This is a genomic window from Anaerobutyricum hallii, assembly GCF_900209925.1.
Classification (GTDB): domain Bacteria; phylum Bacillota; class Clostridia; order Lachnospirales; family Lachnospiraceae; genus Anaerobutyricum; species Anaerobutyricum soehngenii.
In genome coordinates this window covers 2,831,535-2,849,465 of record NZ_LT907978.1, presented here as the reverse complement: position 1 = coordinate 2,849,465, position 17,931 = coordinate 2,831,535, and the positions used below count along the sequence as shown (strand labels likewise).

The following is a 17,931-nucleotide window of genomic DNA, read 5'->3' as shown; positions in this document are numbered from 1 at the left end:
AAATGGGGTGATGTACATGGCACAAAAAGCTAAGAAGAAAAGCAAGTTGCGCCATGCGGAATACTATGACATGCAGAAAACCTTTGACAGTCTGTATGCCGACAGCAAAAGTGGTGAAGTCTTTGGACATCTGATGGATATCATCAGTGCCCCAAGCAACATCAAGCTGGCATTCAGAAATATTAAAGGCAATGATGGCAGTCATACCGCAGGCACGGATGGGCGGACAATAGAATCATTGGCAGTCATGCCAGAGGATAAGTTTGTAAAGCTCATCCAGAAACAGTTCAGGAGGTATGAACCAAAAGCAGTAAAAAGAGTAGAAATACCAAAGCCAAACGGAAAGATGAGGCCTCTGGGAATACCGTGTATTATTGACCGAATAGTACAGCAATGTATTTTGCAGGTCATGGAGCCAATCTGCGAAGCAAAGTTCTATGAGCACTCTTATGGGTTCAGACCGTGTCGGAGCGCAGAAAATGCGATTTCCTATGCGTATGGACTCGCCCAAAGGAACAAGCTTCACTATGTAGTAGATGTGGACGTTAAAGGATTCTTCGATAACGTCGACCACAGAAAGCTGCTAAAACAGATCTGGACTTTAGGTATACGGGACACCAAGTTGATTCAGATCATCAAGGCCATGCTGAAAGCGCCAATCGAAATGCCTGATGGAGAAAACGTCCTCCCATCCAAGGGAACGCCGCAAGGTGGTATCCTTTCACCATTGCTGGCAAACATTGTCCTCAATGAACTGGACTGGTGGATTGCCTCTCAGTGGGATGAAATGGTGAGGCACATGAAACATCCGTGTAAAGTGACCTACTATCCCAACGGCGCAGAGAAAAAGTGCAACAGCTATACAGCCTTGAAGAAAAGCAACCTCAAGGAGATGCGGATTGTCCGTTATGCGGATGATTTCAAGATATTTTGCAGAACCAAAGAGGATGCAGAGAAAACCTATTATGCAGTCAAAGACTGGCTATGGAAACGGCTAAAACTGGAAGTGTCTGATGAAAAGTCAAAAGTGACTAATCTCAGGAAACGTGACAGTGAGTTTCTGGGTTTTCGCATAAGACTGCGGCGCAAAAGTAACTCGTGGGTGATAACTTCAAATGTCTGCGATAAAGCCATACACAGAATCAGCAAGGAAATGGCTGACAGTGTCAAGGCAATACAAAGTAGTAAGACGGCTGAAGAAATAAGCCTGAATGTGGGGGACTATAATGCCAAGGTTATCGGAGTGCAGGACTATTACTGCATTGCGACAAGGGTCAACTTGAATTTCAGCGATATCGCCCGTCCAATCAATGGACAGCTTCTCCATCGTATTGACGGAATCAAGAAGCAGGGCGAAATCAAAAACAGATATCTAAGGAAACGGTATGGAAAATCGAAGCAAATGCGATGGATTGGAGAAACGCCACTGGTTCCATTAGCCTACGTGCAATTCAAGATTCCAATGCGGAAAAGCCGAAAAATCAATCCGTATACGTCCGAAGGTAGAGCAGAGATACACGACAATCTCAGGGTTGACGTAAATTCAATGCTCTGGCTGATGAGGCATCCGATATCGACCGAATCAATAAGATACAACGACAACCGGGTCTCCCTCTATGCAGGGCAAGACGGTAAATGTGCAATCACCGGGAAGAAACTGGATGTTCAAACCTGTATCTGTTACAGGAAAACAAACGACTGTAAGAAGGGCAATGACAGCTACCAGAACCTGTTGCTTCTTTCTTTGCAGGGGTTGGCAATAGTCAGCTCGGAAGACATGATGTCTGTAGTGGCGTTGGTGAAGGAATACTCTCTGAATGCCAAAGTTATTACCAAAGTGAACAAACTGCGTGCTACCGCAGGACTGCCGCTACTGGCAGCAAAGTAGCAAACTTAGCCAATGTGAAAGAGTGATTGTGTATCACTGCTGAAACTATGCTTGATGGAACGCCGGATGCGGTGAAAGTCGCATGTCCGGTGTGAAGTGGGGGAAAACCCGGAGATAATTTCAAAGGGTTACCTATCACTATCGTTCCACTATATCCATTCAGAAAAAGATATTCTGAAACTGGTGAATACTATCATGGTAAACACCAAAGGAGAAGGGGAGAAGTCCAGTGAGGATTTCTGGACGAGTGCGACACGTTCGCAGGCGGTAAAAAGTCTGCGCACAGTGTTGGTTTATTAAATAATAACCAGTCTGTGAACTGGTAATCCGATAGGTGGAATGATGGGGTAACGCCCTGAAACGTCTATCCTTGACGGACTTGCGTCAGCTGTAATGGTTGGGGTGAGAAGCTCCGTGACAACGACCGAGAGTAGTCGTAGGAATCTGCCAAAAGATTCTCGAAAACGCCCCAGAGGTGGGGTGCGCTACCTATAGGTCTAGGATCTATAAAATATCTATGATTAGAATGTTTACTTTGGCGAGTAAACTGACGAAAACTGCGAATGTACGGTTCTAAAAGAAGACCATATAGAAATGTATGGGTGCGTTAAAGCGCAGTCAGTGTGGTTCAGTAGAAATTCGCCCTACGAACGACCATGTTGTGTTACAGGCACATCCAAGCTGGCAGGACTATAGCAGAGATCTAAGGATATATGTACAGATAGGATTATCGGAACGTGGAAAGGCACCAGATTCCATTAGGGGATAGCCTGACGAAGAAAATAAGCAGGTGAACTGGTGCTGAAAAGCCGTGATCGAACTTATGATGAGTTCTGCGAAAAAGAGGAACTCGGAGGAATGGTCACAAGTCGGTTGAAATAAACAGGCATTATTCAGTCTAATGATAAGGATTACGAGTAAGACCAAAAGGGTCACTTTCGAGAGGAGGTGATGCCTTATGCCAAAGAAAAGTAAAACATTATGTGTAGATGACCTGCGTCATGCGGAGTACTACGGAATGCAAGGTACTTTTGATGAACTATATCAAAAAAGTCAGAACGGTGAAGTATTTGAGAATCTTATGGATTTGATACTGAGCAGGGATAACATTTTACTTGCGTACCGAAACATCAAAGCGAACAAAGGCAGCTACACGGCAGGAACAGACAAAAAGAACATCACAGATATTGGGAGTCAAATTCCTGATGATGTGGTAAAAAGAGTGAGATTTATTGTTACGGGAAGCGAACACGGCTACAGACCAAAGCCTGTAAGACGGAAAGATATCCCGAAACCAAACGGAAAAACACGTCCGCTGGGAATCCCATGCATATGGGATAGGTTGATACAGCAATGTATCAAGCAGATCATGGAACCAATCTGCGAAGCAAAGTTCTGCAATAATAGTTATGGATTTCGTCCGAATAGATCCGTTGAACATGCCATTAACAGAACCTACACCATGCTTCAAATGATGAATCTTCATTATGTTATTGAGTTTGATATTAAAGGATTTTTCGATAACGTAAATCATAGCAAGTTAATCAGACAGATATGGTCGCTGGGTATCCATGATAAAACGCTGATTTTTATTATCAAGCGAATACTAACAGCTCCAATTAAAATGCCCGATAATACAACGGTACTGCCCAACAAGGGTACACCTCAGGGAGAAATTATCTCGCCACTACTGGCAAACATCGTTCTAAATGAATTGGATTGGTGGATAGCTAGTCAATGGGAGGAAAATCCGATTGCTATAAGCAGAGGGCGAGAAAGAATAATCGGAAAAACTAAAGTTTTTGATAAAAGCCATGGTTATAGGATTATGAAAAACACAGAAATGAAAGAAATGCATATCATTCGGTATGCGGATGATTTTAGGATTTTCTGTAGAACGAAAGAGGACGCAGTCAGGACAAAAGAAGCGGTTACGGCGTGGATTGAAGAGAGGTTGAAATTAGAGGTGTCCCCTGAGAAAACAAGGATTGTGAACACCAGAAAACGGTGGTCAGAGTTTCTTGGATTCAAAATAAGGGTAAGGTTGAAGCATCATAAATATGTGGTGCAGTCGGCAATCTGTGACAAAAAGGTTGAAATTGAAAGAGCAAAGCTAGTGGAACAAGCGAAAAACATCGCAAAACCCCGAGAGAAAAAAAGTTGTTTATCAGAAATTCAGCTATATAACTCTATGGTGTTAGGCATACAGAATTACTATCAGCTTGCCACCTGTATCAGTATTGATTGCAGAGAATTCCATAGGCGAGTAATGACAGTTTTGACGAACAGGTTAAATACAGAAACAGGAAGTATGCTAAAACGTGAGGGTGGAACTATCACCCAAGCAGAAAAGGAAAGATTCGGACAGTCAAAAATGATTCGATATGTTTCAGGAATTGACCAGATGATCTATCCGATTGCATTCATCAAAAATAAAATACCGATGGCGAAGAGATCAATCGTTTGTAGTTATACAAAAGAAGGTCGTGCTCCGATTCATACAGAACTTAACCTTAATCAGTATGTTCTGAAAGGACTGAGAGAAAAAATATCCGTTGGTCATAGCACAGAATACCATGACAGTAAAATATCTTTATTTTCTGCTCAAAAGGGAAAATGTGCAATCAGTGGAGAAGAATTCGCAGATGCGGAACATGTAGCTGTATGGCTCAAAGTACCAAGAGCACTTGGTGGATTTGAAAGATATAAAAACATGGTTCTGATTCACAAAAAATATCTGATTCTGTTACAAGAACTGCCCCAAGCAGTAATAAAAGACCTGATAAAAACACTCAATATCACAAAAAAGATGCTCGTGAAAATCAATAGTCTGCGAGAGCAGGCGAACCTGTCAGCAATAATATAAAACTTAAATTTGGTGACTGATTAAATGTCTCGTGAAGACAATTGATGGAGCGCCGGATGCGGTGAAAGTCGCATGTCCGGTGTGAAGTGGGGGAAAAGGTGGAGATAATATCAAAACCTTACCTATCACTATAGGCAGAAAGGCTTCTGTACTGTGCATTGATTGGCTATATCTGGTATGAAGCACCGGAGGAGGAACAGAACTTTGCGACACTGCTTGAATTTATCAATGCATCGGAAACAAGGGAAGATGATGAGACATTTAAAAATGCAGTAGATATGCTGTTTGAGGAACTGGAGAAAGAAGAACCGGAACACTTTGCAGTACGTCAGTATAAAAAATATAAATTAGCCGCCGGCAAAACGGCAAAGTCGATTTTGATCAGCTGTGGAGCAAGGCTGGCACCATTTGATATTGCGGAGCTTCGTGAGATCATGAGTTATGATGAAATGGAACTGGATATGGTAGGGGATCAGAGGACAGCATTGTTTATCATTATTTCAGATACCGATGATACGTTTAACTTTGTTGTGGCAATGATGTACAGCCAGTTATTTAACCTGTTATGTGACAGAGCAGACGATGTACACCATGGACGATTGCCTTATCATGTCAGAATATTAGCTGATGAATTTGCGAATATCGGACAGATTCCGAAATTTGATAAGCTGATCGCAACTATTCGTAGCCGTGAGATTTCAGCATCCATTATCCTCCAGTCGCAGTCACAGCTCAAGACCATCTATAAAGATGCTGCTGAAACCATTTTAGGTAACTGCGATACGATGTTGTTCCTTGGCGGAAAGGAAAGTTCCACATTAAAGGAGATTTCCGAGACACTGGGAAAGGAAACGATTGATTTATACAACACTTCTGATACCCGTGGACAGAGCCGTTCTTATGGGATGAATTACCAGAAAACAGGAAAGGAATTGATGAGCCGGGACGAGCTTGCGGTCATGGATGGCAGTAAATGTATCCTTCAGCTGAGAGGTGTCAGACCATTTTTCAGTGACAAGTTTGATATTACCAAGCATAAACGATACAAGGAATTGTCGGACTATGATAAGAAAAAGGAATTTGATGTGGAAGCGTATATGCGGCATCGGATGGAAGTGAAGCTGACAAGGACACAGGAATTTGACCTGTATGCCTTTTCAGAGGAAAGTCTGGCAGAAGAATTAAATACAGAAAACAAGGAAGCAGAGCATGTGAAAGATTCGGACACATAGCTCTTTTTCTTTGCCCTTATAGGGAGGTGATGGATTTGAGAGATCATGAAAGGCCGCCCATAAGGGCAGAGCCGGAAGAGACTTCTTAAAACATAGATAGAAACCGAGAAAAAGCAATGATTTGAAAGGAGACAACGACTATGGCGTTTTTTAATCAGGCAATTTATATTTTACAGACTCTTGTAGTAGCGATCGGAGCTGGTCTTGCAGTATGGGGTGTTATCAACCTGCTGGAAGGTTACGGAAACGACAATCCGGGTGCAAAATCCCAGGGGATTAAGCAGCTTATGGCTAAGTAGATGTAATCAAGAAAAGAAAGGAAAAGCACAATCCAGACGGAACCGGCGGTTGTGTCAAGAAATATTTGTGGAATAGCAAGAACTTTGATATAATGGGAACAGAAACCCCGGAACCGGGAGAAAGGCAGGAGGATAAATGCACATAAGCTATAACCCCCTCTGGCACACGCTGGTTGAGCGCAATATGAGGAAAGAGGACTTGCGGATTGCCGCCGGTCTTACCACAAATATGATTGCCAACATGGGTAAAGGCAAAAACATCAGCATGGAAACGCTGGTTCGTATCTGCGAAGCCCTGAATTGTGGCATTTTGGATGTAATTGAATTAGAGCAGGACAAAGACGCTGAAAAATTAAATTGACAAGGAAGGCGCTGCGAAATGGACAATAGAGAAAAAATTATCAGACTTTGGTTTGATATGTGGCTTGCAAAAAAAGATTTGGGTATATTTAATGTATTTTCTGATAATGCCGTATATATTGAAAGTTGGGGGCCAGAGTACCACGGCTCCAAGAAAATAAAACTTTGGTTTGAGGAATGGAATACCCGTGGAACTGTCTTGCAATGGGACATCAAGCAATTTTTCCATAAAGGCAATCAAACCATTGTTGAATGGTATTTCAAAAATAAGATGGACGCCGGTAACGTAGAAGCGTTTGATGGAATGTCACTGATAGAATGGACGCCAGATGGCAAGATTGCTCTCTTAAAAGAATTTGGTTGTAACGAAAATCGGTATGACCCTTATAAAGATGGCAATATACCACATTTCAGAGATGAAAATGCAAAGTGGTTTTAACTGGAAATTCAGTTGCTGGAGGTAATTATGCGGAATGGATAATTGGTTTACCATTGAGCAAATAGACCGTGATACATTCTCTATTAGCGAATACAAGCACTGGGAAGAAACACATTGTTATCTATTATGTGGGGAAAAATATGCTATTCTCATTGATACAGGTTTAGGCGTTTCCAACATCAGAAAAATTGTGGACTCTCTGACAAAGCTGCCTGTTATGACAGTTACAACTCATGTTCATTGGGATCACATTGGCGGGCATAAGTATTTTGATAATATCGCCGTACATGAAGCGGAAAAGGACTGGTTATCGGTCAGGTTTCCGATACCATTGCAAGTTGTGAAGAATAATTTGACAAGGCTTCCTTGTGATTTTCCAAGAGATTTTGATATTAACGCTTATCAGATTTTTCAAGGTATCCCACAAAGAATTTTACACGATGGCGATTTTCTAAATTTAGGCGGGCGGGAAATTCAAGTTGTTCACACGCCGGGACATTCTCCCGGACATTGTTGCTTTTACGAACCAGAACGAAACTATTTGTATTCCGGGGATTTGATATACAAGGGAAGCCTGGACGCATTTTACCCAACTACCGACCCGAAGCTATTCTATCAATCTATAAGGCGAATACGGAAATACAATATAAAAAAAGTTCTGCCCGGACACCATCAGTTGGATATTCCCGTTTCTTTGATAGCCGATATTGAAGCCGGATTTGCACAATTAGAGAGAGCCGGAAAACTCAAACAGGGAAATGGATTGTTTAAGTTTCAGGATTTCCAAATTCATATATAATCAAAGCTGCCGTTGCAGGAACAACCATTCCCACAACGGCAGTTTTCATTTCCACGGCCTGCGCCGGAAGTTCATACCGGACTGTTTTATCAGCGGGGATTTCTTGAACAGCTTCTTCAAAAGGCTTCGTTCCTCTTGTGAGAGCCGCTTATATTTAAGCTGAAACGCCTTGCAGAATATCTCCGTGAATTGCTGAACCCTGTCCCCCGGCGATTGCATGGCCTTTTGTACTTCCCGTATCAGTTCATCGGCGGGCGTGGTATCCGGCGCACTTTCACTGTCATTTTCGTGCGCCTTGCGTATGTCGTGGAGAATGGCATCCCATGTTTTGTGCGTCACATGGCAGAAGAAATCTTCTTCCTCTACCTGACAGGCTTCCAATACTTTGATTGCCCGGTCTGCCGTAGCTTCGGGATGTTCTTCCAGTATCATAGCCCGTAAAGCAGCCAGTGAGCTGTTTGTGTCATGAAAGTGCATGGTTGCTATCCCGTCCACATAGATTTCTGCGTCTGCCAACAGTTCCCTGAATTTTTCATGGGAGATAATCTCACACAGCAGCCGGTTGTTGAAGCGTTCACTTTTCAGCAGTTCCACGACTTCATCACTCAAATGTAATTCTTCTATCGGCGTGTTTTCATATTTCCGATTGTTGGTAAGGCCGAGCAGATAGTCAACGGACACCTGATAAAAGTCTGCCAGCTTCAACAGGCTGCCGTGATTGATTTCCTTGTATTCATCGTTGTCGTTTTCATAGCTGCCGAGGGCTGATTTTGAAATGCCGGTTTCCTGCGCCAGTTCTTCCAGATTTAAGCCCCGTTCCACCCGTAAATCTTTCAGGCGTTCCTGTACGGAAATGCGGGTTTTCATAGATACATCGCTCCTTCCTGCGGCTGGCTGCCGCCGTCCATCCCATTATACCATACCCGTTCCGCAATCGTGGAAATTTTCGTTTTTGGGACGGTTTTCCTACTTTGTGGATATACGGGAGAAGGCTCAAAAATGTGCCATAATGGGCTTAGTTCATCGATGGATTATTCCAATCGAATGACCGGCCTGTATGGGATATGCTCCTCGGCGATGTAGCGCAACGACTTGCGGCAGGGAAATGGAGGAACCATGACCGCAACGAGCGTACCAAAGGGAGCGAAACGCCGTTGTGAGAGCCAGGGGCAGGAACGACATCAGGGAGAACCGGCGAAAATGAACACCGAATTGATACCGAAACACAACAATCCGATAGGGCATAGTCTACCCTATCCGTAATACTACGGGGGATTTCCGGGCGGCTCTATGGCCGCTTTTCCCTTGAAAATCGCCCCGAAACACAACACTAAAATCTGTTATCCGTCTATTGCGGCTGTTACGGCTGAAATGGGCGGATTTTTGTTTAAGGAGGCACCATGCCGAGAATGCCGAAAAAGAGGAAGCTGGAACTGTCTTTCTTCCTCAATGAACGGGGGCGGGTAACGTACAACGACCTTTGCCGGAAATGCCAGCGTACTTGCAAGCAGAGTTTCCGGGCGGTCATTGTGGACTGCCCCCATTATCTTTCCAAACGCTCAAAACGAAAAGTAAAGGAGGACACCGATTGAATGGAAGTTGAATTTATGACCGCAGACACCCCCTTGCCGCCCTGTATGCCGCTGCCGAGAGCCATGCTGCGGCTCCCGATCAGCAGCACCGCCAAGGTCATGTACGCCCGGATGTTGGATATTGTTTTTGTATCCGGCATAGAGGACACCAATGGGATTTTATTTATCCATTTCCCCATCGTGGAACTGGCGGCGGCACTTGCCCGCAGCACCATGACCGTGAAGCGTTCCCTGAATGAATTGGAGGACGCCGGACTGATACTGCGAGTGCGTCAGGGCTTCGGGGAACCCAACAAGATATATGTACTCATTCCGAAAAAGGAGGACAGCCGCCTATGAATGAAAAGCTGGAAGCACTCAATCAGGAGATAGAGAAAACGGAAAAGAAGCTGCAGAGGGCGCAGCATGAAGAAAAGATGTTGGAACACCAGATAAAGACGCTGACACGGAAGGAACGGACGCACCGGCTTTGCACCAGAGCCGCCATGCTGGAAAGCTACCTTCCCCACCCGGAAGCCATCACGGATGAACAGGTCAGTTTGTTCTTGAAGCTGCTGTTCCACAAAGACAGCACCCGTCAGCTCATGGAAAAAGTATTTGCCGGTAACGGTAATTTTCAGGGAGAGGACGCAGGCCGGAAACGGCCATGATTGCTTTCAGAGCCGCAGCCCGTGGACTGCCCCTCTGAAAGAGGGCGCAACTATACACCACCTGGAGGTAGTGTGTTGCGCCCTGCCGGGGCTTCCTGCGGAAAGCGGATGATTGCCCGCAGCGTTCCGGCTCCAGCCAATCATCACAGGGGAAGCTACACTTCCCCTGCGCTGGCTGCCGCCAGCTACCCCTTTGTGGACTTGCCGCCCGGAAACACCTTGCGCTGCAAGCTGTTCCCGTTCAGCAAGTTTATTCAAATCCAATCACAATTACATTTTTCAAGATTATTTTCAAACCGTCTCATTGCATGGAGTAGTCTACTCCACTATAATTAAGGCAGGAGGTGTTGAGAAATGGCGAATGAAGATAAAAAAGATTTTAATGCCATGCTACACGATAGCAAGGATATGCCTAAATTTCAGACCATTACCGACCAGAAAAGCATTGAGAAATATGGCGGAAGCAGAATGTATTTTGCCCCGCCAATCGATTATGACAAGGTAATGAAACTAATTCCTTATGGCAAAGTAATTACTGTCGGAAAAATCCGTGAATATTTTGCTGAACTGAATGGAGCGGATTTCACAGAGCCTATTACAGCAGGAATTTTTGTATCTATTGCAGCATGGGCGAGTTACCAGCGTTCCGAAGATGAAACCCCGTATTGGCGAACCTTAAAGGCAAACGGGGAATTGAACGCAAAATATCCCGGCGGTATAGAAGCACAAAAGGAAAAACTGGAAGCAGAAGGCCACACAATTATTCAGAAAGGACGCACAAATATAAAGTATTTCGTAAAGGACTATGAAAGCGTTCTTTTTGATTTGAGATAGGAATTTTGAGTTGTAAAATATCCCATCATCGGGCCAACCTGACCCGAACTTTCAAAACTGAATACCAGCCGCCCACCGGCGGCACCACCGAGCAGGAAATCTTGAAACAGGTTCCCTGCTCTTTTTTTGCCCGGACGCCGGGAGAAAGGAGGACACGACTTGCCATGCCCGCACTTTGATGTGAAAATCATCCAGCGCAGCAAGCGCCAGTCAGCCGTTGCGTCTGCCGCCTACCAGAGCGGGGAACGGCTGTTTTCCGAATACGACCAGAAACAGAAATACTATTCCCATAAAAGCGAAATCGTCCACACCGAAATCATGCTGCCGCCCCATGCCCCGCCGGAGTACGCAGACCGGAATACCTTGTGGAACGCCGCCGAAGCCATCGAAAAACAATGGAACTCCCAGCTTGCCCGGAGGTTCGTGCTTGCCATACCGAGGGAACTTCCCCGGTCACAGTACGCCGACCTTATCCGGGACTACTGCCGGGAGTTTTTCGTTTCCAAGGGCATGATTGCCGATTTTGCCATCCATGACAAGGGGGACGGAAATCCCCACGCCCACATCCTTCTTACCATGCGGGCGATGGACGAACAGGGCAAGTGGCTTCCCAAGAGCCGGAAGGTCTACGACCTTGACGAGAACGGCGAGCGTATCCGGCTTGCGTCCGGCAGATGGAAAAGCCACAAGGAGGATACCGTGGACTGGAACGACCAGAAGTACGCTGAGATATGGCGGCAGGGCTGGGCTGACACAGCGAACCGCTATCTGGAAGCCATCGGCAGCCCGGAGCGCCTTGACCTTCGCTCCTATGTCCGACAGGGGATTGATAAAATCCCCACTGTCCACATGGGGCCAGCGGTCAGCCAGTTGGAGAAAAAAGGCATACAGACCAACATCGGCAACCTGAACCGGGACATCAAAGCCGCCAATTCCCTCATGCAGTCTATCCGGCAGATGGTACGCAGCTTAAAGGGCTGGCTGTCCGGCCTGAAAGAGAAAAAGGCGGCGCTGCTGGAAGCGCTGGAACAGGCAAAGGAGCCGACCATCCCCGAACTGCTTTCCCGGTATCTGGATAAACGGAGCGAGGAACGTACCGGCTGGACTTCCAAGGGGAAGTTAAAAGGAACCGTTGGCGATTTCAACAAGGTTATGGAAGCCCTTGACTTCCTGCGGCAGAAAGAGATTTCCACCGTAGAGAGCCTTGACGCCTATCTGGATGAAGCCAGCGCACAGGCCGTTTCCATCCGTGAGGAAATCAGGCCGATGGAGAAACGTGTGAAAGAGATTGACCGGCTGCTTTTCCATATCGGGAACTTTGAAGCAAACAAGCCGGTTCATGCGAAATATGCCGCTATCCGCTGGAAGAAACCCAAGGAGAAATTTGCCGCCGACCATAAGGAGGAACTGGACGCCTACAACGCTGCCCTGCGGTATTTCAAGGTTCACCTTGATGGGGCGAAGTACAGCACAAAGAAGCTGGCCGGGGAACAGGCACAGCTTTCAGAGAATATCGCTTCCAAGACGGAAGCGCTGACTGCCGTACAGGAGGATGTAAAGATTTTGCGGGATGTGCGCCACTGGCTCAATCAGGTTTTACCATCCGAGCAGTACCGCCAGACCGCAGAGCCGGGAAAGAAACCGTCCATCCAGCAGGCGGTCAAAGGCCGGGAGCAGCGTATCCGGGAGGAACAGGCAGAGAAACACCAGCAGCCCCGCCGCCAGCAAAAACAGGATATGGAACTTTAACCAATCAGGCGCTTGCCATTTTCCCCGTGAGAATGACAGGCGCTTTTTCTATTTTCAGGAGGATTTGCCTATTGAATGTATTTGAAGCCGTGAAACAGTCTGTTACCACCCGGCAGGCTGCCGAGCATTACGGTATCCTGGTAGGGAGAAACGGGATGTGCGTCTGCCCCTTCCATGACGATAAAAACCCCAGCATGAAGGTTGACCGGCGCTTCCATTGCTTCGGCTGTCAGGCAGACGGGGATGTGATTGACTTTGTTTCCCGTCTGGAAAACGTCAGCCCCAGGGAAGCCGCCCTCATGCTGGCGCAGGACTTCTTCATCCCCTATGAGGATAAGGAGCCACCAAGCAGGAGCCGCCCGAAGCGAAATCCCCGGAAGGAAAGCCCGGAACAGCAATTTAAGCGCATGGAGCGATATTGCTTCCGGGTACTGTCCGACTATCACAATCTGCTGCGCCGCTGGAAGCGGGACTATGCCCCCAAGACGCCGGAGGAAGAATGGCACCCGCTTTTCGTGGAAGCCTTGCAGAAACAATCCCATGTGGAATATCTGCTGGATGTGCTGCTGTTCTCCGACATAGGGGAACAGGCTGCCCTGATTACCAGCTACGGAAAGGAAGTGAGGAACCTTGAGCGGAGAATGGCAGACCTTGCCGCCCGAACTGCGGCAGGCCGTGACGGACACCATCGAAGCCGCACCCCCGCCCCGGAGCGTTGAGGAAGTCAAGGCCATGCTGGAGGGCACCGAGAAAGGCGGCGTGCGGAACAGTATCCACAACTGCCTGACCGTGTTCCAGTATGACCCCATTCTTTCCGGGGCGGTTGCAAAAAATCTCCTGACCGAGCGTATTGACCTTCTAAAGCCCATCGGCAGGAAACGCAGAACCGGCAGCAAGGCCATGACCGACACGGACATGAAATATATCCGGCTGTATCTGGAAGATACCTACGGCCTGACAAGCGAGAAAAAGATAGCAGACGCCGCTGATCTGGCCGCAGACGCCAACAGCTACCATCCCATCCGGGACTACCTGAACGGCCTTGTCTGGGACGGGAAAGAGCGTATCCGCTACTGCCTGCGTCACTTTCTGGGAGCCGACACAGACAACTTCACTTACCATTCCCTGCGGCTGTTCCTGCTGGGAGCCATCCACCGGGCTTTCTGCCCCGGCTGTAAGTTTGAGGTCATGCTCTGTCTGGTTGGCGGTCAGGGAGCCGGGAAATCCACCTTCTTCCGGCTGCTGGCCGTAAAAGACGAGTGGTTTTCCGATGATTTGCGGAAGTTGGACGATGATAACGTGTACCGCAAGCTACAAGGCCACTGGATAATTGAAATGTCGGAGATGATTGCCACCGCAAACGCCAAGAGCATAGAGGAAATCAAGTCATTTTTAAGCCGCCAGAAGGAGGTCTATAAAATCCCCTACGAAACCCACCCGGAGGACAGGCTGCGGCAATGCGTGTTCGGCGGGACTTCCAATGCGCTGGACTTCCTGCCCCTTGACCGTTCCGGGAACCGGCGCTTCCTGCCGGTCATGGTCTACCCCGGACAGGCCGAGATACACATTTTGGACGATGAAGCCGCTTCCAGAGCCTATATTGAACAGGTATGGGCGGAAGCCATGACAACCTACAAAAGTGGCGATTTTAAGCTGTCTTTTACGCCCGAAATGATACAGTACCTCAAAGAACACCAGCGGGATTTCATGCCGGAGGACACCAAGGCCGGGATGATACAGGCATACCTTGACCGCTACACTGGCAGCGCCGTATGCTCCAAGCAGCTTTTCAAAGAAGCCCTGAACCACCCCTTTGACGAGCCGAAGCAATGGGAAATCCGGGAGGTCAATGACATCATGAACCACTGTATCACGGGATGGAAGTATTTCTCCAATCCCCGGATATTTGAAGGATACGGCAGGCAGAAGGGCTGGGAACAGGAAGCCCCGGCAACGGGCGCTGACAACGGACGTGAAAAAACGCCGGACGGATTTGTGGAAGTCACGGAGCAGATGGAACTTCCCTTCTGAAATATCCGGGAAAATCACAGCCGGTTGCCGACCCCGTTGCTATCCCGTTGCCGAGCCGGTTGCCGGGAAAAAGCCCGTAACTGCGGGCTTTTCTCCCCTCTGACAACCAAAGCAACAGAAAAATAAAAGAAAAAGTAAATAAACAATAACCCGCCAGACAGAGATTGTTTTCGAGGTTTTTTGAAGCCCGTTGCCGGACTTCGTTGCCGACCCTCTCCTGTCTGGCTTATTTCATTTATGGAGGTAACTGCCTATGGCAAAAAACAAAACTGAAATCCATGTCACAACGGTATTTGACGGCGAACTGGACGCTACGGACGTTTTCGTGAGCCTGATTGCACAGAAATACAGCCAGAGAAATGATAAAGAATATCTTGCGAAAAAGCAAGATTTAGAGTATAATAAAGACAAGGTTCAGCATGACCGTGTTCCGTCTGGATTGTGCGGGTAAACGGTTATGATGAACGGAATGGAATATACAGGCATGGACGCAATACTGGCGGGCAGCTTCCGGGCGGCTATTTATTGCAGGCTTTCCAAGGACGATGACCTTGACGGGGAGAGCGCCAGCATTGCAAACCAGCGGGATATGCTGGAAAACTACTGCGAGAAGCAGGGATGGGAGGTTGTTGCAGTCTATCAGGACGATGGCTACACGGGGCTGAACATGGAGCGCCCCGACCTGAAACGGATGTTGAAAGCCATCGAGCGCAGGCAGGCCAACCTTGTGATAACGAAAGATTTATCGAGGTTAGGCAGGAATTATTTGCAGACCGGCTTCCTGATTGAAGATTTCTTCCCCCGCCACGGCGTGCGCTATATCGCCATGAATGACGGTATCGACACCATGCGGGACAACAACGACATTGCGCCGTTCAAGAACATCCTCAACGAGATGTACAGCAAGGACATTTCCAAGAAGGTTCATTCCTCTTATCTGCTGAAAGCGCAGAAAGGCCAGTTTACCGGCTGCCTTGCCCCCTTCGGCTACCAGAAAGACCCGGAGGACAAAAACCACCTGCTGATTGACGAGGAAACGGCACCCATTGTCCGGCGTCTGTTTGCGTGGGCGCTGGAAGGACACGGCCCCAACTACATCCGGCGCAGGCTGGAAGAAGAAAAAATCCCCTGCCCGACCTACTGGAACCGGGTACGGGGGCTGCGGAACGTGTCAACCAAGTGGGAAAAGAAAGACCCGGTAAATGGGCGGTATATCTGGGACTTTACCGTGATTAAGGACATCCTGATGAATCCCGTCTATACCGGCGCTATCGCTTCCCAGAAGAAGGAATACCGCTTCAAAATCGGCACCATCGGGGAGAAGAAGCCGGAGGAATGGATTGTCGTGGAGAACCAGCATGAGCCGCTTGTTGACCGCAAGACCTTTGACATCGTGCAGCGCAAGCTGAAATCCCGGCAGCGCCCCCGCCAGACCGGGGAAATCAGCCTGTTTGCGGGGCTTATCAAATGCGGCGAGTGCGGGAAGTCGCTGACTATCCGCTACACCAACGAGAAGCACCCGAAGCAGATTTATTCCTGTAAGACCTACAATGCCTACGGGAAACAGCACTGTTCCCAGCACCGGGTTGAGTACGACACCCTGTACCGGCTTGTACTGAACAAAATCCGGGAGTGTGCCAGAGCCGCCCTGATGGACGGGGAAGCCGTTGCCGGGAAGCTGTCCGACACCTGCGAAGCCGAGCAGAAAGGCCAGCGGGAAGCGTTGGAACGCTCCCTTGCCAAAGACGAGGAACGGATTGACGTTCTGGAAAAGATGGTTCTGCGGCTGTATGAGGATATGGTTGCCGGACGTATCAGCGAAGCAAACTTCAATCTGCTGATGGAAAAGACGCAGAAGGAACAGGCCGAGTTGAAGGCGAGGGTTGAGGAAGGCCGGAAGAAGCTGGCCGATGAAATCCGGCTTGCGTATGACGCCCGCCAGTGGGTAGAAGCCATTCAGGAATACGCCGACATCACGGAACTGGACGCAGCTACCCTTAATCGCCTGATTAAAGAAATCGTTGTCCATGAGAGCATAGACAGCGATAAAACAAGACACATTTCTATCGAAATTCATTTTAATCTCAAACCCCTCCCGGAAGTGGAGCAGGTCACAGCCTGACCTGCCCCGCCGGGGCGGTTCTAAAAAAACTCCATAGATATTTCTTGACACGCCGCCGCCCGCCATCGAGCCGGTTTCCTACACCTATTTGGGTATGAAACAGCTGATGGCGGGAGGTGGTGTTGTTTTGATCGGCACCCAGCTTGTACCGTTACTTTCCGGTTTGTTTAGCTGAGAAACTTAGGAGGGAGATGACTCATGGATCGGATATTTGAAGCGATTGAAGAATGGATGAGGAATCTTCTGACAGGCATGGTAAGTTCCAACCTGACAACAATGTATACCGATGTCAATGAAAAGACCGGTCAGATTGCTGCTCAGGTTGGGCAGACACCGCAGGGCTGGAATGGGAACATTTTCAGCATGATACAAAATCTTTCCGATTCGGTCATTGTACCGATTGCCGGTATGATTATTACCTTTGTGCTTTGTTATGAGCTGATTTCCATGTTAACAGAAAAGAACAATATGCACGACATCGACACCTGGATGTTCTTTAAATACTTTTTCAAGATGTGGGTGGCAGTCTGGATCGTCAGCCATACCTTTACGATCACGATGGCGGTATTTGATGTCGGGCAGTCCGTAGTCAGCCGGGCAGCTGGAGTTATCAGTTCTGATACAGCGATCAATATAGATACGATGATCTCTACAATGGAAACGGCGATGGAATCTATGGAGATTGGTGAACTTGTCATACTGGCACTGGAAACGATGCTTGTAAGCCTGTGTATGAAGATTATCTCAGTCTTTATTACAGTGATTTTGTATGGACGTATGATTGAGATTTATCTCTATTCGTCCGTTGGAGCGATCCCGTTCGCAACCATGTCCAACCGGGAATGGGGGCAGATCGGGAACAACTATCTTCGTGGATTGTTTGCACTGGCATTCCAGGGATTTTTTATGATGGTCTGCGTGGGAATCTATGCGGTCCTGGTCGCAAACATCCAAATGTCAGATAACATACATTCTGCATTGTTCGGCGTGATGGCATACACGGTGATCCTGTGTTTCAGTCTGATGAAAACAGGAAACTTCGCCCGCAGTATCTTTAACGCCCATTAAGA

At 47.6% G+C, this 17,931-nt stretch carries 18 protein-coding genes and 3 pseudogenes; 19 read left to right on the top strand and 2 right to left on the bottom strand.

From position 1 onward, the window contains the following. Positions 1-10: 10 nt before the first annotated feature. From ltrA (EHLA_RS12910) to EHLA_RS12875, 8 genes and pseudogenes are all read left to right on the top strand, one after another. Entirely contained in the window at positions 11-1,888 is a 1,878-nt protein-coding gene (gene ltrA / locus EHLA_RS12910; protein ID WP_162290864.1) for a group II intron reverse transcriptase/maturase, read from the top strand. 598 nt (positions 1,889-2,486) lie between these two features. Beyond that, complete coding sequence (locus EHLA_RS16460) at positions 2,487-2,657, top strand: hypothetical protein (protein ID WP_173854299.1); 171 nt, start codon at positions 2,487-2,489, stop codon at positions 2,655-2,657. A gap of 189 nt (positions 2,658-2,846) precedes the next feature. Then, the gene (gene ltrA / locus EHLA_RS12900; RefSeq protein ID WP_096241077.1) at positions 2,847-4,754 is read left to right on the top strand and encodes a group II intron reverse transcriptase/maturase; all 1,908 of its coding nucleotides are present in this window, start codon (positions 2,847-2,849) and stop codon (positions 4,752-4,754) included. Between the two features lie 134 nt (positions 4,755-4,888). Further along, positions 4,889-5,986 (top strand): annotated as a pseudogene (locus EHLA_RS12895) (VirD4-like conjugal transfer protein, CD1115 family); the annotation flags it as partial. A 140-nt stretch (positions 5,987-6,126) separates the two neighbouring features. After that, positions 6,127-6,279 (top strand): annotated as a pseudogene (locus EHLA_RS12890) (Maff2 family mobile element protein); the annotation flags it as partial. A gap of 142 nt (positions 6,280-6,421) precedes the next feature. Further along, positions 6,422-6,646 (top strand): helix-turn-helix domain-containing protein, encoded by a 225-nt coding sequence (locus EHLA_RS12885; protein WP_096241075.1) that lies wholly within the window; start codon positions 6,422-6,424, stop codon positions 6,644-6,646. An 18-nt stretch (positions 6,647-6,664) separates the two neighbouring features. After that, positions 6,665-7,084, top strand: a complete 420-nt coding sequence (locus EHLA_RS12880) for a nuclear transport factor 2 family protein (protein WP_025579721.1) — start codon at positions 6,665-6,667, stop codon at positions 7,082-7,084. A gap of 34 nt (positions 7,085-7,118) precedes the next feature. After that, positions 7,119-7,883, top strand: a complete 765-nt coding sequence (locus EHLA_RS12875) for an MBL fold metallo-hydrolase (RefSeq protein WP_015540951.1) — start codon at positions 7,119-7,121, stop codon at positions 7,881-7,883. A 45-nt stretch (positions 7,884-7,928) separates the two neighbouring features. Here EHLA_RS12875 and EHLA_RS12870 read toward each other — a convergent pair whose 3' ends face one another. Then, positions 7,929-8,750 carry a helix-turn-helix domain-containing protein gene (locus tag EHLA_RS12870; RefSeq protein WP_025579723.1) on the bottom strand — a complete coding sequence of 274 codons (822 nt, stop codon included), beginning with the start codon at positions 8,748-8,750 and terminating at the stop codon, positions 7,929-7,931. Between the two features lie 249 nt (positions 8,751-8,999). Here EHLA_RS12870 and EHLA_RS16310 point away from each other — a divergent pair, with 249 nt between their 5' ends. Next, positions 9,000-9,146, top strand: coding sequence for a hypothetical protein (locus tag EHLA_RS16310; RefSeq protein WP_157908598.1), 147 nt, complete (start codon positions 9,000-9,002; stop codon positions 9,144-9,146). A 77-nt stretch (positions 9,147-9,223) separates the two neighbouring features. Here the strand turns inward: EHLA_RS16310 and EHLA_RS17060 are convergent, their stop codons facing one another. Beyond that, complete coding sequence (locus EHLA_RS17060; protein ID WP_025579726.1) at positions 9,224-9,427, bottom strand: hypothetical protein; 204 nt, start codon at positions 9,425-9,427, stop codon at positions 9,224-9,226. Between the two features lie 48 nt (positions 9,428-9,475). Between EHLA_RS17060 and EHLA_RS12860 the strand changes: the two genes are divergently transcribed. From EHLA_RS12860 to EHLA_RS12805, 10 genes and pseudogenes are all read left to right on the top strand, one after another. After that, positions 9,476-9,814, top strand: coding sequence for a DeoR family transcriptional regulator (locus EHLA_RS12860; protein WP_025579728.1), 339 nt, complete (start codon positions 9,476-9,478; stop codon positions 9,812-9,814). Further along, the gene (locus EHLA_RS12855) at positions 9,811-10,125 is read left to right on the top strand and encodes a DUF3847 domain-containing protein (RefSeq protein ID WP_025579729.1); all 315 of its coding nucleotides are present in this window, start codon (positions 9,811-9,813) and stop codon (positions 10,123-10,125) included. Before EHLA_RS12860 ends, EHLA_RS12855 begins: the two co-directional genes overlap by 4 nt. A 354-nt stretch (positions 10,126-10,479) precedes the next feature. Continuing rightward, complete coding sequence (locus tag EHLA_RS12845; RefSeq protein WP_015514786.1) at positions 10,480-10,959, top strand: MGMT family protein; 480 nt, start codon at positions 10,480-10,482, stop codon at positions 10,957-10,959. 159 nt (positions 10,960-11,118) lie between these two features. Continuing rightward, the gene (gene mobQ / locus EHLA_RS12835; RefSeq protein WP_096241072.1) at positions 11,119-12,708 is read left to right on the top strand and encodes a MobQ family relaxase; all 1,590 of its coding nucleotides are present in this window, start codon (positions 11,119-11,121) and stop codon (positions 12,706-12,708) included. A 32-nt stretch (positions 12,709-12,740) separates the two neighbouring features. Next, on the top strand, positions 12,741-13,427 hold the full coding sequence (locus tag EHLA_RS12830) for a CHC2 zinc finger domain-containing protein (RefSeq protein WP_096241071.1): 687 nt from the start codon (positions 12,741-12,743) through the stop codon (positions 13,425-13,427). A gap of 13 nt (positions 13,428-13,440) precedes the next feature. Then, positions 13,441-14,739, top strand: coding sequence for a virulence-associated E family protein (locus EHLA_RS12825; protein WP_025579734.1), 1,299 nt, complete (start codon positions 13,441-13,443; stop codon positions 14,737-14,739). 253 nt (positions 14,740-14,992) lie between these two features. Continuing rightward, positions 14,993-15,190, top strand: a complete 198-nt coding sequence (locus EHLA_RS12820; RefSeq protein ID WP_015514788.1) for a hypothetical protein — start codon at positions 14,993-14,995, stop codon at positions 15,188-15,190. A 6-nt stretch (positions 15,191-15,196) separates the two neighbouring features. Next, entirely contained in the window at positions 15,197-16,861 is a 1,665-nt protein-coding gene (locus EHLA_RS12815) for a recombinase family protein (RefSeq protein ID WP_015514789.1), read from the top strand. A gap of 91 nt (positions 16,862-16,952) precedes the next feature. Continuing rightward, positions 16,953-17,036: pseudogene (locus tag EHLA_RS12810) on the top strand (Maff2 family mobile element protein); the annotation flags it as partial. Between the two features lie 23 nt (positions 17,037-17,059). Continuing rightward, on the top strand, positions 17,060-17,929 hold the full coding sequence (locus tag EHLA_RS12805; RefSeq protein ID WP_096241070.1) for a VirB6/TrbL-like conjugal transfer protein, CD1112 family: 870 nt from the start codon (positions 17,060-17,062) through the stop codon (positions 17,927-17,929). Positions 17,930-17,931: the final 2 nt, after the last annotated feature.